This window comes from Collinsella aerofaciens, from assembly GCF_025289055.1.
Classification (GTDB): Bacteria; Actinomycetota; Coriobacteriia; order Coriobacteriales; family Coriobacteriaceae; genus Collinsella.
Genome location: NZ_JAESIQ010000015.1, coordinates 27,738 through 44,016, shown reverse-complemented (window position 1 = coordinate 44,016; position 16,279 = coordinate 27,738). Strand labels below are relative to the sequence as shown.

Here is a 16,279-nt window from a genome sequence, read left to right as displayed (position 1 = left end):
TGCCACTAGAAGGTCGTAGACGGTAGCGGGTGCTAGGCGAGTTGAATGACATGGCTGAACCTTGTTCATCTGCGTTACACTGCCGCTTAGATGGGACAAGCTGACAAGCTCATTTACCTGCTTAAAGACCGATTAGTCGGGGGATTAATAACAATCGGCCCTCGCTGTACAAAAACTTGCCGCTTGCGTACCAAAAGACAACCTAAAACACAAGGTCGCTCTATTCATAGCGCGGCTTGTATGGTCTTGCGGCTACAGTGTCCATACGGTCGAGTTGAGGAGCGGGCATGGTAAACGATTTGGGCGGTATAGACGAGCTCGAGCTGATGCCGTTGGGCGGAGGCTATATGGTGCGACGCGAACGCTTGATGAATGAGCTTATCGCCAAGGGCCGAAAGGCCGGCATCGTGGTTCTTTATGCGCCCGACGGGTTTGGGAAGACCTCGGTGCTGCTGCAGTACACCCATGAGGTAAAATGCGACCCGACGCGAGGCCCCGTGCGGATTATCGAGGCGGATCGCGCCATTGGGCGCGAGGTGTTTATGCAGCTCGAGGTGGTTACCGAAGAACTCAAAGACAAACCGCACTCCCTTATCGCGATTGATAATGTGCCAAACCTCGATCAGCACGATACCGAAGACCTCATCGACAGGATTCGCGGCCTGCGCGCTATGGGGGTAGGGGTCTTTATCTCCTGCCGTCCTTCAAATCGTCAGCTGATTCATGGGCTGGGCGATTCGGTTAAGATCAATGCGCAGATGCTTAAGGTGCATGCCTATGAGTATTCGGCGTGGGCATCGGCGTTTTCGATCAGCACATCGCTCGACTTTTATCAGCTCACGCAGGGCGTGCCCGAGCTCGTTTCGGCATTGCAGACGGGTCTGTATGGCCAAGGTGACGTAGCCGGTCTGCTCGAAAACGAGATTGTCAACGTATATGGCGCGGCACTTGCCGATCTGGCTTCGCTCGACAATAATGCGCTGTTTTGCGTGGCATGTCTCATGGTTTTGATGGGCGAGGGCAATATCGCAGAACTCGAGGCTTGCGGGGTGAGGCTGTCGATGGTCGACCAGTCCTATTTTGTACGCGACTACCCGATCTTTGGCTTGGATCCCGCCGAGCGGAGTTTTACGTGTCTGGGCACGGAGGATAACGGACGCTTGCGCTTGCGTAAGTTGGTGGCCGAGGTTCGCCCCGAACTTGTTCCGAGGGCGGCCCGGATTTTGCTTAAGGCGGGTCGATGCGATGCGGCGATGGGCCTGGCGGACGCCTTTTTGGACCGTGAAGCGGTCCTTGAACTTGCTGGGCAGTATGGGGTCGATCTGGCTCTGACGGGGCACGGGGCCGATATCTGCCGAGCGGCGCTGGGCACGATCGATGCCGACGATCCGGCTCCAGAGCCAACGCCTGCCGAAGCGCTTGGCGTATATCTGGCAGCGGTCAGCGTGTCCAATACAAAGCTCGCTCGCTATATGGCATCGGTCATCGAGCGCGGGAGCGAACGGGCGGCCTGCGAAATAGACCCTGTTTCATGGAGGGTGGCCCAGACGCTGACGGCTGTTTGCTATGGGGACAACGGGCTTGGGCTTCCTACGAACCTGGCCGTGCCAGAAATCGAGACATCCCATACCGCACTCGATATGTTGTCTGCGCATATCGAGGTCAAACGCTGTCTGACCGAGCGGGGAAATGACGGCGGCGTTCTACAACAGCTCAAAACGAGCAAGGCCTACGACTGCGAGCTCGACATCGCGGGGATTGTTATACGGGCCGATAGCATGCTGGTGGAGCTCTTTGACGGGTCGTTTGCGGGAACCGACGAGCGCGACGACGAGATGACGGTGGTGCGGGAGGCGCTCGACGTGCGTGGGCTTAAGGCGATGGCTATCTGGGTGCGCATGGTGTTGGCGGCACGGCGGCTCCTTTCCGGCTTGCCGGTAACCGACGACGCGGCGTTCAACGAGCTCGATCGTTTTGCCGTGCGCATGCGCGACAACCAGATTCAGCTGTTTGGGCTGTTGCTAGAAGGCTGGCAGTCGCTGGCAGAGGGACGGCCGGTTAATGCAAAGTTCCGTGCGGTCCAAGTGCTCAAACTTGCCGAGGAGTCGATTGCGTACATGCGCGATAACGCATTGCTGCTGGAGCGCGCGGCATATCTGCGTAACACCTCGATGGTTTCGGTGCGCGAGGAAGCGGAGTTGCTCGATATAAGCCAGACGCAGGTTGGTGGAGCGGAGGCCTGGATGGTGGCGCTGCATTTGGCCTGTGCGGGCCGAGACAGCGATCTTGCGGCCTGGATGTCCATGAATCGTGCGGGGATTCTAGAGCCATCGTATCGGCTCTTTGCGCGCCTTGCCATGCATTGTCTGGGCGAGCCGGCGGGCAGGATACGCAAGAAGCTTCCCGTGCGCGAGCTGTCGCGGTACTCGCTGCGCGACGATTTGGAAGGAGAGGGCGAGCGCCTGTTCCAGGCCGGCGAGGTTGAAGCCGTTGATACCATCGACCATATCGAGATTCGCATGTTTGGTGCGTTTCGCGCCGAGCGCGATGGGTTTCCCATCACGGACAAAATGTGGCGTCGCAAGAAGGCGGCGACGCTTGCCGAGCGGCTTGCGCTGGGCATGGATGCGCTCGTCGATCGTGAGACGCTGGCCATGGAGCTGTGGCCCCATGCCGAGTTCAATAGCGCCCGCAACAACCTGTACTCGACGATATCGCGCTTGCGGTCGGCTTTGGGACCGACGCCGGATGGCAAGTCGTGCGTGCTCATCCAAAATGAATGCATTGGGCTCAACGGCGACTACGTCAAGACCGATGTACGGCTGTTTGACCAGATAAGCCGCGAGGTTTTGGGAAATCGCACGGGTGCGCGCGGGCCCCATTTAGTTGAGCTGTGCCTTAAGATTGAGCAGCTTTATGCCGGACCGCTGTATGTTCCCAATGGCTGTAATCCCACCTACTTTTTGCGCATGCGGCGCATTATGCAGTCAAAGTACATCGATTGCATGATTAAGGGAGCAAATGCCGCTCTAGAAGAAAACGATCTGCAGTCGGCGATTTGGCTGGCGGAGTCGGGGCTTCGACAGGAAACGGCGCGTGAGGATATGGTGCGCTGCGCCATGCGCGTCTACAGTGCGGCGGGGCGGCGGCGCGATATCGTCGAGCTGTACAGCGGGCATATGCACCACCTGAGGGAGCAGGTCAATGGCGTGCCCGAGCCCGAGACGCGGCGTCTATACGAGCGCTTGGTGGAGGGGCGGCTCAATCGCGTGCTGGTCGAGCGATAAAAAACGGGCGCCCGAAGTACTTGGGCACCCGTAAGCTTGCTATGTGTTGGATCGCCGGATCATTGGCTCTTAGACGAGCTTGATCTTCTCGATGTCCTTGCGCGAGGACTCGCGATACAGTGAGAACTTGCGGCCGATGACCTGGACGACCTCGGCGTGGCAACGCTCGGCGAGCTCCTCGGCGGCCTCGCGGGCGGAAAGGCTGGAGCCATCGAGCACGGAGCACTTAACGAGCTCGTGCTTCTCCAGGTAGGCGACCGTCTGCTCGACGGTGCCCTCGTTGACATCGGACTTACCGATGATGATGGCGGGGTTGAGGTGATGGGCCATGCTGCGAAGCTGCTTGACCTGTGCTCCTGTCAGTGCCATGGGTTCTCGCTTTCTATGTATGGGGCGCCCCGCGACGGGGCCTTAATTTACGTGAGCTGTCCCACGATAGCGCAGGAACGGTGCGGTGTGGAGCGCGTTTGCCCAGTTCAAAAAGAATGCGGATGCCGAGTGAGTGGGCAGTGCGGGCTGCGAACAGGCTATGAGCTGGGCGCAGAGACCGGCTCCCATGCAATAAACGCCCAACGAACCTTGCGGACATGATCGAGCATATAGCGCCCCTGCGGCACGCCCTTGGAGCCCGGCTCACCGGCATGGGGGTTCTCAATCATGTGTTGAGCGATATAGTCGCGCAGGCGGTCAACCTTATCTTCGTTACCGTGCTCGAGCATGCGGGAGAAGTCTGCCACGCCCGCCTCAAGGCTATCGAAAGTATCGCGACGAGGCGATTCAAAGTATGTAACCTGCGGCAACGCACCCATCTGAATGAGGATATTAAAAGCATACACAAAGCCATTACTGCAGGTAACCGAGGCACCGATGGCGTTCATCAAGTGCAGATCATAGCGCGGGCTGGAGTTGGCGACCATCGTGACAGCGCAACGCCGACGAGCCGTACGGTCAAGCTTGACAAGTGCGCCTTTTAGGTTGGTCGTGGTGACAGAGCGACTGGCAAAGGCAACATCCACCGCTTTCGCGACCGGTCCAACCAAATCCCAATCATCATCCCAAGCAAGCTCAAGCGGCGTAATAAGATCTTCGAGCCCGTAATACTCAATGCCGGCATCAAGCGTGCCCAACATGGCAGGAGAGAAGTCGGCAGCAATCACGGAATGCCCAGCCTGAGCAAGCGGAATAGCAATCGACCCAGCCCCACACCCCATATCGAGCACCGACTCGCCGGGCTCAAGTGCCAACAGCTTTATAAAATCCCGAGCATAAGGGGCAGTCTCCAAGGGCCGAAAATGCCGAGCCCGCTTATCCCATTCAAAAGAATCATCAGCCCGCCGCCGAGCAGCTTGCAGCCGCATCCATTCGCCATTCCAATCCGCAGAAAGTAGCTCAGAACGAATCAAATCATCAGCCACGGGCCAACCTCCTAGCAACAAAAAAGCGACTCCTCCCAAAAGAAGAGCCGCAACCAGCATATATCAGAAAGAACCGATCCAACGCCAAACCGCCCTCACAACCAAGGCGGGCAGGAGCGAAGCGACTGCCATACGGGATAGAACTCAACTGAGGTCCCGTTGTGCGGGAGCCCCGGGGAGGGCAAATATATAAGGTCGATCGCGAGTTCCGCACGAGCCGGAGAGCACTTAATGTGCTCTCCGTGCGAGTCAGGACTGTCCGAGCAGGCGACCTTATATATTTGCCCTCCCCGGGGCTCCTCGCCCGAACCCCTCAGCTAGTTCTTCAGCGAGTTCAGCGGCGCCGGGAAGCGTCCGCCGCGGTGGGCAAGCACGGTGCCGGCGTTGGGGTTCACCGGCATGATGGGCGCACGGCCAAACAGGCCGCCGTACTCGACGCAGTCGCCCACGCCCTTGCCAATGGCGGGAATCACGCGGACGGCCGTGGTCTTGTTGTTGATGACGCCGATGGCCATCTCGTCGGCGATGATGCCGGCGATGGTCTCGACCGGGGTGTCGCCGGGGATGGCGATCATGTCCAGGCCGACGGAGCACACACAGGTCATGGCCTCGAGCTTCTCGAGCGAAAGCGCGCCGGCTTCGACGGCGGCGATCATGCCGGCGTCCTCGGACACGGGGATAAAGGCGCCGGAGAGACCGCCCACGCTGGAGCTGGCCATGACGCCGCCCTTCTTGACGGCATCGTTGAGCATGGCGAGCGCACAGGTCGTGCCCGGGCCACCGCAGGTGCCCACGCCGATAATCTCGAGGATGCGCGCGACGGAGTCGCCGATGGCGGGTGTGGGAGCCAGCGACAGGTCGACAATGCCTTTCTCGACACCCAGACGGCGGGCTGCCTCACGGCTCATGAGCTCGCCGGCACGGGTGATCTTAAAGGCGGTCTGCTTAATCTTCTCGGCGACCTCCATCATCGATGCGGAATCGGGCAGCGTCTCCAGGGCTGCGGCCATAACGCCGGGGCCCGAGACGCCTACGTTGATGACGGCGTCGGCCTCGCCACCGCCGTGGACGGCGCCCGCCATAAACGGGGAGTCCTCGACCATATTGGCAAAGCAGACAAACTTGGACGCGCCAACGGAATCCTGGTCGGCCGTGAGTTTAGCGGCATCGATGATGGTCTGGGCGGCCATGAGCACGGCATCCATGTTGATACCGGCGCGCAGGCTGGCGACGTTGACGCTGGAGCAGACGCGGCTCGTGGTGGCGAGCGCCTGCGGGATGGACTGGATGACGCGGCGGTCGGCGTCGCCGATGCCCTTCTGGACGAGTGCGGAGAAGCCGCCCAGGTAATCGATGCCGAGCGTCTCGGCCGCGCGGTCGAGGGCATGCGCGATGGGGGTGAGGTCCTCATCCTTGCAGCACGCGGCGATCTGCGCCACCGGGGTGACGGAAACACGCTTGTTGACGATGGGGATACCGTACTCGCGCTCGAGGTTCTCGGCGGTCTCGACCAGATGCTCAGCCGTGTGCGTCACGTGGTCGTAGATCTTCGTGCACATGCGGTCGAGGTTCTCGTCACCGCAACCCATGAGCGAAACACCCATGGTGATGGTCCTGATGTCGAGGTTCTGCTCCTTAACCATGCCGCGGGTTTCCGCGATTTCTGCGGGCGTGATCGCCATCCTTGCGCTCCTATCTGCCAAAACGAGCATAGTCTTATCTATTCTAACGTGCCGCACGTGCCAAGTGGCGCATGCGGCGCGTTTTGGTGCTCGGTTGTTTCCGTTGTGTTACTGCCCAAAGACCTCTTCGGCGATACGAGCGCTTTCGGCGGCGTCCTTGGCGTAGTAGTCCGCACCGATCTGCTTGGCGTATTCGGGGGTGAGTACGGCGCCGCCTACGATGATCTTGACGCCCGGCACCTCGGCATGAAGCAGCTTGATGGTCTCTTCCATGGCGACGACCGTGGTAGTCATAAGCGCTGAGAGGCCGACGAGTTTGATGTCGCGCTCCTTGACGGTCTTGAGTACCTCCTGCGGATCGACGTCGCGGCCCAGGTCAAAGACGGTGTAGCCGTAGTTGTCGAGCAGCATTTTGACGATGTTCTTGCCAATATCGTGGATGTCGCCCTTGACGGTGGCCACGCAGATCTTGCCCTTGTCGGCGATCTCGCCGGCGGGCATCAGGCGCTTGATGGTGTCGAAGCCCACGCGCGCGGCCTCGGCCGAGGCCATGAGCTGCGGCAGGAAGAACTTGCCCCGGTCAAAGAGGACGCCAACCTCGTCGAGGGCGGGGATAAAGTGATTGTTGATGAGGTCCATGGCGTCGTGGTCTGCCAGCAGACGCTCGGTCTCGGCAGCGATCTCGCCTTTGCGGCCCGAGACGACCATGCGACGAATCGGGTCGTCGTTGCCGTCGGTGCCGGCGGTGCCAGCAGCGGGCACAGCGTCGGTCGATACTGCCTGAGCAGCTGCCGGGTTGGCGGCGATCTTGTACGGATCGGTCCAGCCGGCATAGCGCTCGATGTATCCGGTCGAGCCCTCGTCCTCAACGCTCAACACGCGATAGCTGTAGACGGTATCCATAAAGCGCTTGGAACCCGGGTTCATGATGGGGGCGTCCAGGCCCGCGCCGAAGGCGGCAGCCAAAAAGACCGAGCCCAGCAGCGGGCGGGCAGGCAGGCCAAAGCTGATGTTCGACACGCCGAGCGCACATTTGACGCCCAGGCGCTCCTTGCACAGGGACATGGCGCGCAGGATCTGCTCGGCCTGGCGCTGGTTGGTCGAGGCGGTCATGACCAGGCAGTCGATGAGGACGCGGTCCGGTCCGATGCCGTAACGGGCAGCCTCGGCCACGATGTACTCGGCGATGGCGAAGCGAGCCTCGGCGGTATCGGGGATGCCGCCTTCGTCGAGCGTAAGGCCGACAACGTTGGTGCCGTAGTGGGCGACCAGCGGAAAGATCTCATCCATGATCTGCTGCTTGCCATTGACCGAGTTGATGATGGGCTTGCCGGCGTAGCGGCGCACGGCGGCCTCGACAGCGGCGGGATCGGTGGAGTCGATCTGCAGCGGCAACAGCGTGGAGCCCTGGAGCTGTTCGGTCGCCTGTTGGATGATCTTGACCTCGTCGATCTCGGGCAGGCCGACGTTGACGTCCAGGATATCGGCGCCCTGTTCCTGCTGGCTGATGCCCTGGCTCACGACGTAGTCCAGATCGCCGTCGCGCAGGGCCTGCTGCAGGCGCTTTTTGCCGGTGGGGTTGATGCGCTCGCCGATGACGGCGATCTTGTGGCCGTCGCAGGGAAGGTCCACCACGGTCTGGGCGCTTGTGACCGACATGCTGGGCTTGCGGTGGCGCGGGCTGGGCGTGTGGTTGTCGATAAGCGTGCGCAAGGCCGCCATGTGCGCCGGCGTGGTTCCGCAGCAACCGCCCACGACGCTCACGCCGTCGGCGATCATGCCGGCGACGGCCTCGGCGTATTCGGGGGCCTGGATATCAAAGACGGTGTTGCCGTCGTCGTCCACATGGGGGAGTCCTGCATTGGCCTGCACCATAACGGGCTTGTCGGTAACGGTGAGCATACGTGCGGCGAGTTCTCGGAGCTCGGCCGGTCCTTGACTGCAGTTGATGCCCAAAACGTCGGCACCGATGGCGTCGAGCGTGATGGCGGCGACCTCGGGACTCGTGCCCAGGAAGGTACGGCCGTCTTCCTCAAAGGTCATGGTGGCAAAGACGGGCAGGTCGGAGTTCTCGCGGCAGGCGAGGACCGCCGCCTTGATCTCGGCCAGGTCGGTCATGGTCTCGATAATAAAGAGGTCCACGCCCGCGGCGACGCCGGCGCGCACTTCCTCGGCAAAGAGGTCATAGGCCTCGTCGAAGCTGAGGGTGCCTAAGGGACGAAGCAGTGCGCCGATGGGGCCGATGTCACCGGCGACGTAGCGGGCACCAGCCGCGCGGGCGCAGGCGACAGCGGCGGCAAAGACATCTGCCACGGTGGCGGCGCCGTCGAGCTTGTGGGCATTGGCGCCAAAGGTGTTGGCGGTGATCACGTCGCAGCCGGCCTCGACATATTGACGTTGGATATCGGTGATAACCTGGGGCTCATCAAAGTTGAGCAGCTCGGGCAAGGCGCCCGCCTTCATGCCAGCGGCCTGCAACATGGTGCCCATGCCGCCGTCGAACAGCAGGTGTCCCGTGCCCTCGATGGCCGCACGCAGGCGATCGTCCTTAATGCGCAGATCGTCGATCGTGCGCGTCTTGTACGTGGCACCGTTGCGACGTGCGGCATCAACGGGTGCCGCCAATGCAGTGCCGTCAGAATCATGAGTGATAAGCGGAGTAAACATCGGGGGCTCCTAATGGCTGGAATAGCAGGTGGTGTGGGCGGCGCGGAAGCGACAGCTCTCGCGCATGCGGCAGATATTGCAGGTGGGGCGGGTCTGGGCGTCGTGGACCTCGCCGTCAAACAGACCGATCACCGCGGTCACGCTTTTGGTGGGCATGAGCAGGCTGGTGGGTGTGACGGTCAGGCCGATGAGCCGCGTGGCGTTGAGCGCATTGACGATCGAGCGCTGGGCCGAGAGCGGGCAGTCGCCGTAGCCGGGACTAAAGCGCCAGTTGCCGGCGAGTCCGTGTGCGGCGGCGTCCGTCTTGACCTGCTGGTCCATTTGCTCAACGGCGGCTTCCACGTAAGCGGAGCACGCGGCGTCGAGCACGGCGCCCTCCAGGGGATGTTGGGCTCCCGTGGTGCGCAGGCGACGCTCGGCGTCCATGCCGAGGGTGCATGCCATGAGCGCGGCAAAGCGGGCATCTTTGAGATGTCGATAGATATCGCGACCTCGCAGCTCAACGTTGGTGCCGACCAAGTGAATGCAAGGCTCACTTTGTTCGTCCACGCCCGTGGCATCGACGGCAAACACGCGGCGCACGCCACGGGGCTCAATGTCAAGTTCCAGACGCTCGACCACAAGCTCAATACGTCGTGACAGCTCGGGTTCAATCTGCTGGCCGCCGTAACCCAGATACCGCAGCATCTCGGCACGGTCGACACGGGGATGGTGCGCAGCATCGACACGGTAAAGCGCCGGCGACGCAAGGTCGGCCGGCACTTCGACAGCGGTTGTATCGATGTGCGGTTTTTCCATTACCCCAGGCGCTCCATAATGGTCGCGGCGATCGCAGGACGGTTCATAGTGTACAGGTGCAGGCCGTCGGCGCCGTGCTCCTTGAGGTCGCAAAGCTGGCGGGCGGCATAATCTACACCGGCTGCCTGCAGGCTCTCGGGGTCGTTCTCGTACTTGGCGAGAATCTTGATGACGGGGGAGGGCAGCGACGCGCCGCACATAAAGACCATGCGGCTGATCTGCGACTTGCCCATAAACGGCATGATGCCCGCGGTAATGGGCACGGTGATGCCGGCCTTGTCGGCAAGCTCGCGAAAACGGTAGAAGCACTCGTTATCAAAGAAGAGCTGTGTCACAAAGAAGCTCGCGCCGGCGTCCTGTTTTTGCTTGAGGTGTTCGACCGAGAGGTTGAGATCCTCACAGGCAATGTGGCCCTCGGGGTAGGCTGCGGCGCCCACGCAAAAGCCGGCGTCGACGAGCTCGGGGATGAGGTCGCGGGCGTAGGCGTAGTCCGAGGCGGGCTTGTCGTCCTCGGTTGCGCCGGCAGGGAGATCGCCACGCAGGGCCAGGATGTTTTCCACGCCGGCGGTGCGATACTCGTCGATCTTGGCGGCGATATCGGCGTGCGAGCGGCCCACGCAGGTAAGGTGTGCCACCGAGGGTGTATCGAATTCGCTCGTAATCATATGCGCGATGGGGGCGGTGGCGGCACCGTTGCCCGAGCCGCCGGCCGAGCAGGTGACCGAGACAAAGCTCGGCGAAAGCTTGCACAGATTGCCTGCTACTTCGCGAGCCGTGTCGAGGGTCAGCTCGCCCTTGGGCGGGAACATCTCAAACGAAATGGGCGCGGTGCCCTGGGATGCTGCCTGCTTAAAAACCTCGTCGACGCGCATATCGTGCTCCTCTAGATACGTAATAGTGTGATGTGTTGTAAGGATTCTACAGCACCACTGTGCCACGGTGGAGTTTCACTCGCTATTTGAGGATACCAATCAAAGATGCCTTGCTATCGGCTTTCTCTATAACAGAGCGGCTAATCTAGGCACGGACTATAAAGACTGGTATCTGATGCAAAATACCAGTTAATAGAGCTCCATCCCAAATTGACTACCCTTAAACCATGGAGAGAGGTCTGCAATTTATGCAGTTGATTGGCTGTTGAGGGTGGCAACGCCGCCTCGATAGGGTAACCTCATTGATTGGTTTCGCGACAGCAACATAACGGTAATGTCGCGGAAACACGGCGAGTCTAAGCTATGACTCGTTCGTTAGTAATCAACACCGCTTCTCACGCGGTGCCGATACGAAGGGAGTTCCGTATGGCCGAACTTACTGACCGCTTCGGGACCATGGTGTTCTCTGAGGAAGTCATGAAGGACTACCTCCCCAAGGACATTTGGAAGCGCCTTGCTGCAACCCTCGAGGGCGGTGAGCCGCTCGACCTGGATGTGGCCAACGCCGTTGCCCATGCCATGAAGGTCTGGGCCATCTCCAAGGGTGCGACGCACTATGCGCACTGGTTCCAGCCGCTTTCGGGCATTACTTCCGAGAAGCACGACAGCTTCCTGGAGCCCAACCACGACGGCACCGCCATTACCAAGTTTACGGGCAAGAACCTCATCCAGGGCGAGCCCGATGCCTCCAGCTTCCCCAACGGCGGCCTGCGCGCCACCTTCGAGGCCCGTGGCTACACCGCTTGGGATCCCACTAGCCCCGCCTTTATCAAGGACGACGTCCTGTGCATCCCCACGGCTTTCTGCTCCTACACGGGCGAGGCCCTGGACAAGAAGACCCCGCTGCTGCGCTCCATGACCGCGCTCTCGCGTGAGTCCAAGCGTGTTTTGGCGCTGTTTGGCAAGACCCCCAAGAAGGTCGTTCCTTCCGTGGGCGACGAGCAGGAGTACTTCCTGATCAAGAAGGACGCCTACCGCAAGCGCAAGGACCTGGTCATCACCGGCCGCACCCTCTTTGGTGCTGCTCCATGCAAGGGCCAGGAGCTCGAGGAGCACTACTTTGGCGCTATCCGCCCCACCGTCTCGGCCTACATGAAGGACTTGGACGATGAGCTGTGGGCGCTCGGCATTCCCGCCAAGACCAAGCACAACGAGGTCGCTCCCTGCCAGCATGAGCTCGCACCGGTCTATGGCGAGGTCAACGAGGCCATCGACCAGAATCTGGTCATGATGGAGAAGATGAAGCTCATCGCCTCCCGCCACGACTTGGTCTGCCTGCTGCACGAGAAGCCCTTTGAGGGCATCAACGGCTCGGGCAAGCACAACAACTGGTCGCTTGGCACCGAGTCCGAGAATCTGCTCGATCCGGGCGACACTCCGCTCGACAACCTGCAGTTCATCGTCTTCCTCACCGCGGTGATCGAGGCCGTCGATAACTATCAGGAGCTCCTGCGTGCCTCCGTTGCCTCGGCCGGTAACGACCATCGTCTGGGCGCCAACGAGGCTCCTCCGGCGATTATGTCCATCTTCCTGGGCGACCAGCTTACCGAGGTCGTCGAGAAGATCATCGATGGCAAGGCTTCCGTCCATGCCACGCGCGGCGTGCTCGACTTGGGCGCCGATACCCTGCCCAAGCTGATGCAGGACAACACCGACCGCAACCGCACCTCCCCGTTCGCCTTCACCGGCAACAAGTTCGAGTTCCGTGCCTGCGGCTCCGAGCAGAACGTCTCCGACTCCAACCTGGTGCTCGATGCCGCCGTGGCCAAGTCGCTCAAGTCCTTCGCCGACGCGCTTGAGGGTACGCCCGAGGATGAGTTCCAGGATGCCGCGCTCGAGTACTGCAAGAAGGTGTTGACCGATCACCAGCGCATCCTGTTCTCCGGCGACGGTTACTCCGACGAGTGGCCCATTGAGGCCGAGAAGCGAGGCCTTGCCAACAACAAGACCACGGCCGATGCCCTGCCCGCCTTTGTTTCCGATAAGGCTATCGCGCTCTTCGAGGAGACGGGTGTCCTGACCAAGGCCGAGGCTCAGTGCCGCTACGACTGCAAGCTCGAGAAGTACAACAAGCTCATGAACATCGAGGCTACCACGATGGTTCGCGAGGCGCGTCGTACCTATCGCCCGGTCATTACCGCCTATGCCACCAAGGTCGCTAAGGGCCTTGAGACTATTCGTGCCGCCGGCGCCGAGGCCGCCATGCAGTGCGAGCAGAACACGCTCAACAAGCTCTGCAACGGTATCACCACCATCAACGACTCCATCAAGGCGCTCGACGCCGTGCATCAGAAGGCCGAGGGCCTCGATGGTCAGGAGCAGGCCAACGTGTACGCGCACGAGGTCGTTCCCGCTATGGATACGCTGCGCGCCGCCGTGGATGCCATGGAGGAGATCGTGGCCGCCGACTACTGGCCGGTCCCGACCTACGACGACATCCTGTTCTACGTGTAGAGCGTAACTGACATATCGTCACGGTATTGAGCCGGGGTCCGCATCATGCGGGCCCCGGTTTTTGTTTGCGAAGGGCGCTTTGAAGTCCGTTTTGCCGCCGACTTGCCTAGGTATAAAGGGTTGTGGACAAAAAACGTCAAATATGAGTACTGTCACAAGTCCTGTAGCATTATTTATTTGCAAAATATGTAGTGTTACGCAACATATGTACAAGTACTTAGCCGATAAACGTCTGCAATTCTTCCGCCGTAGGACGCCTGACGTCCAAATCGACTTCTAAAGGCATGAAATCGCTGTTACTAAAATGGTAACAGTACTCATATTTGCTATTTTTTGCCCACCGGCTTTGCGATGATGCCGTGATCCGCACCCTGTCGGGTTCGAATCCTGGTATATCGGTAGCAAAAAGCCCGCTACCGAATTGGTAACGGGCTTCTCAGATTCTGTGGTGCCCCCAGCGGGATTCGAACCCGCGATATCCACCTTGAAAGGGTGGCGTCCTTGGCCGCTAGACGATGGGGACAGCGGGAAAGAGTATAGCAGACTTTTTTGCCGGCGCGTATATCGTTGGCAAACTGGAAAACCACCACATAGGAGCTGGCTCTCTATCCCGATCTTCAAACATCTCAATCTGTAACATCTGGGCGGGCAAATTGGCTCTATCTGTTACAGATCGAGACAAAAGGCAGACGTCGGGACGAACATCTCATTCTGTAACAGTAAGACGACTTTTAACGGTCTAGATGTTACAGATTGAGACAAACCGCTGGGATGGGTCAAAACCACCACAAAGGTGCCTGTCCCCTTTGTGGTGGTTGGGGCGTTAGGGGAGGAGCTTCATGGCGGCGTCGTGGGCGGCGTGCTCGTAGGTGTCGTCGAGGGTTTTGAGCGGCAGCAGGGCCGTGGCCTGCGCATCGCCGCGGCGCTCGAGGGCGTGCGCGATCAGCCAGTCGGCGAGTTCGGGGTTCTTGGGCAGCGCCGGCCCGTGCAGGTACGTGCCGATGACGCCCTTGTAGATCAGACCCTCAAGGCCATCGTCGCCGTTGTTGCCGGTGCCCGTGACGACGGACGTTCCGAGTGGCGTGGCCTCTGCATCGAGCAGGGTGCGGCCACCGTGATTCTCGAATCCCACAAAGGGCTCGGGTGCCAGATCGGTTTTGACGGCTACGTTGCCGATCAGGCGGTCGGAGCCGCGTACGGTTTCGGCGGCAATGACCCCCAGACCCTCAATGCGATTCTCACCCATATAGTACGAACGGCCGAGCAGCTGATAGCTGCCGCAGATGGCGAGCAACGAACCGCCATCCTCAACATAGGATGCGACCTTGTCTTTTTGAGCGAGCAGTTCATGTGCGACCGCCAGCTGGTCGCGGTCGGAGCCACCGCCCATCATGACGATATCGGCATCGGTCAAATCAAGCGTTTCGCCCATACGGACCTCGTCCACGCGCACGGGAATGCCGCGCCAAGCGCAGCGGCGCTCGAGCGCGATAACATTGCCGCCGTCGCCATAGAGGTTAAGGGCATCGGGATACAGGTAGACGATGCGCAGCGGGCGCGAAAGCTCGACTGGTACGATGCCGACAGGAAGAGCGCTGCCGTCGGCACGGGCTACGGCGCGCCCGGCAACAGCGTCGGCGGCAGCGCCTTTCAGCCCATCGAGTTCTTTGACCAGCGGCGGGAAGGCCGTGTAGTTGGCGACGGCGTAGAAGGTGTCATCGGCGGCCTCGTCTGCCACGGCGCCAATTGCCTGCGCGACGTCCGAGATAATCGCGGCATCGATGCCGGCGTACTTCAGACGTACCTGCATATCGTGTGCACGCGTGCCGCCGGCAAAGGCGACAAGCCCTGGGGTATCGGCGATGCGCTCGAAGTCGACGTCGTAGATCCACGATACATCGTGGCCGTCGGCATCGTTGTCGTTGAGGAAGAAAGCGCAGAGTCTGCCGCCTGCCGTCTTGATGGACTGGATTTGTCGATCGAAGCCCACGGGGTTCTTAGCCAGGTTGGCCTCGACAGTGCGGCCGGCGATATCCCAGCGCCCCATACGACCACCGGCGGGCACATAGGCATCGAGCGTGGGCTGCAGGTGCGCCGTATCCACGCCTAATTCATGTGCGGCAAAGAATGCAGCGGCAACGTTATAGACCATGTACAGACCGTTGTAGCGTGTGGCGATGTGTACGGCAGCCGCGTCGGGCGCAGATCCAAAGACCAGGTCAAAGCCGTAGCCGTCGCAGCCGAGCTCCACGCCCGTCACACGGCGGACCAGTGCGGGGCGTGCCCAACCGCACGAGGGGCAATGGTAGGCGCCGAGTTGACCATACTGCACATAGTCGTACTCCAACGGGGCGTTGCACTGCGAGCAAAAGCGCGAGTCGCTAATACGGTCGGACTCGGTGTTGGTGGCGCCGTCGATGCCAAAGGCGATGCTTGCATTGGGAACGCGTGCGGCGATCGCGGCACACAGCGGGTCGTCTGCGTTGTAGATGAGCGTTGTTGCCGGAGAGAGCTCCAACGCATGGGCAATGACGTCTTGGGTATGGTCGATCTCGCCGTAGCGGTCTAGCTGGTCGCGGAACAGGTTGAGCAGCACGAAGTACGTCGGCTTGAGCTTGGGCAGGACGCGCACAGTGTAGAGCTCATCGCATTCAAAAACGCCCACGCGCTTGCCGCCGCCGGCTCGCTTGAGGCCGCTGCGCGCCTCGAGCAGTGCGCCCACCACGCCCGGCTCCATGTTGTTGCCGGCGCGGTTGCATACCACGGTGGCGCCGCTGGCGGCAACGGCGTCGGCGATGAGGTTGGAGGTGGTGGTCTTACCGTTGGTGCCGGTGATCACCACGCTGCGGTCGACAAGGCCGGCGAGGTCGCTCAGCAGCTCGGGGTCGATCTTCATGGCGATGCGGCCGGGGAGTACGCCGCCCTGGCGCTTAAGGACGGAGCGCAGCCCCCAGCGGGCGATATCGCTCGAGGTGCAGGCAAGAGATGAGCGGAGATTCATGAAGCCGTTCCTAACGTGAATGACATGGTCGTGGCGTTTGCGC

At 60.9% G+C, this 16,279-nt stretch carries 9 protein-coding genes and 1 tRNA gene; 2 read left to right on the top strand and 8 right to left on the bottom strand.

The window, feature by feature from the left end:
- The first annotated feature begins 287 nt into the window (after positions 1-287).
- Positions 288-3,287: an AfsR/SARP family transcriptional regulator gene (locus JMJ97_RS05815; RefSeq protein ID WP_260699487.1), complete on the top strand. Its 3,000-nt coding sequence runs from the start codon at positions 288-290 to the stop codon at positions 3,285-3,287.
- A gap of 69 nt (positions 3,288-3,356) precedes the next feature.
- On the opposite strand, the gene JMJ97_RS05810 is transcribed toward JMJ97_RS05815, so the two are convergent.
- From JMJ97_RS05810 to JMJ97_RS05785, 6 genes are all read right to left on the bottom strand, one after another.
- Positions 3,357-3,656, bottom strand: a complete 300-nt coding sequence (locus JMJ97_RS05810; RefSeq protein WP_006234690.1) for a YhbY family RNA-binding protein — start codon at positions 3,654-3,656, stop codon at positions 3,357-3,359.
- Between the two features lie 158 nt (positions 3,657-3,814).
- A complete protein-coding gene (locus tag JMJ97_RS05805; protein ID WP_260699486.1) occupies positions 3,815-4,702 on the bottom strand; it encodes a methyltransferase domain-containing protein in 888 nt (295 codons plus the stop codon).
- Positions 4,703-5,019: 317 nt separating this feature from the next.
- Entirely contained in the window at positions 5,020-6,384 is a 1,365-nt protein-coding gene (locus JMJ97_RS05800) for a PFL family protein (RefSeq protein ID WP_260699485.1), read from the bottom strand.
- 108 nt (positions 6,385-6,492) lie between these two features.
- A complete protein-coding gene (locus JMJ97_RS05795; protein WP_260699484.1) occupies positions 6,493-9,051 on the bottom strand; it encodes a homocysteine S-methyltransferase family protein in 2,559 nt (852 codons plus the stop codon).
- Between the two features lie 9 nt (positions 9,052-9,060).
- On the bottom strand, positions 9,061-9,849 hold the full coding sequence (locus JMJ97_RS05790; protein ID WP_138339669.1) for a vitamin B12 dependent-methionine synthase activation domain-containing protein: 789 nt from the start codon (positions 9,847-9,849) through the stop codon (positions 9,061-9,063).
- Positions 9,849-10,721 (bottom strand): methylenetetrahydrofolate reductase, encoded by an 873-nt coding sequence (locus tag JMJ97_RS05785; RefSeq protein ID WP_006234684.1) that lies wholly within the window; start codon positions 10,719-10,721, stop codon positions 9,849-9,851. The genes JMJ97_RS05790 and JMJ97_RS05785 overlap by 1 nt, the downstream gene beginning before the upstream one ends.
- Positions 10,722-11,147: 426 nt before the next feature.
- Here JMJ97_RS05785 and JMJ97_RS05780 point away from each other — a divergent pair, with 426 nt between their 5' ends.
- Positions 11,148-13,235: a glutamine synthetase III family protein gene (locus tag JMJ97_RS05780; protein ID WP_260699482.1), complete on the top strand. Its 2,088-nt coding sequence runs from the start codon at positions 11,148-11,150 to the stop codon at positions 13,233-13,235.
- 446 nt (positions 13,236-13,681) lie between these two features.
- Here the strand turns inward: JMJ97_RS05780 and JMJ97_RS05775 are convergent.
- A tRNA-Glu gene (locus JMJ97_RS05775) sits at positions 13,682-13,758 on the bottom strand.
- Between the two features lie 300 nt (positions 13,759-14,058).
- Complete coding sequence (locus tag JMJ97_RS05770) at positions 14,059-16,236, bottom strand: MurT ligase domain-containing protein (protein WP_260699481.1); 2,178 nt, start codon at positions 16,234-16,236, stop codon at positions 14,059-14,061.
- Positions 16,237-16,279: the final 43 nt, after the last annotated feature.

What these genes read in the sequence shown, in the direction of transcription:
- JMJ97_RS05785 (WP_006234684.1), bottom strand. Translation starts at nt 10,721, where the DNA reads ATGCGCGTCGACGAGGTTTTTAAGCAGGCAGCATCCCAGGGCACCGCG.
- JMJ97_RS05790 (WP_138339669.1), bottom strand. Translation starts at nt 9,849, where the DNA reads ATGGAAAAACCGCACATCGATACAACCGCTGTCGAAGTGCCGGCCGAC.
- JMJ97_RS05770 (WP_260699481.1), bottom strand. Translation starts at nt 16,236, where the DNA reads ATGAATCTCCGCTCATCTCTTGCCTGCACCTCGAGCGATATCGCCCGC.
- JMJ97_RS05810 (WP_006234690.1), bottom strand. Translation starts at nt 3,656, where the DNA reads ATGGCACTGACAGGAGCACAGGTCAAGCAGCTTCGCAGCATGGCCCAT.
- JMJ97_RS05815 (WP_260699487.1), top strand. Translation starts at nt 288, where the DNA reads ATGGTAAACGATTTGGGCGGTATAGACGAGCTCGAGCTGATGCCGTTG.
- JMJ97_RS05780 (WP_260699482.1), top strand. Translation starts at nt 11,148, where the DNA reads ATGGCCGAACTTACTGACCGCTTCGGGACCATGGTGTTCTCTGAGGAA.
- JMJ97_RS05795 (WP_260699484.1), bottom strand. Translation starts at nt 9,051, where the DNA reads ATGTTTACTCCGCTTATCACTCATGATTCTGACGGCACTGCATTGGCG.
- JMJ97_RS05800 (WP_260699485.1), bottom strand. Translation starts at nt 6,384, where the DNA reads ATGGCGATCACGCCCGCAGAAATCGCGGAAACCCGCGGCATGGTTAAG.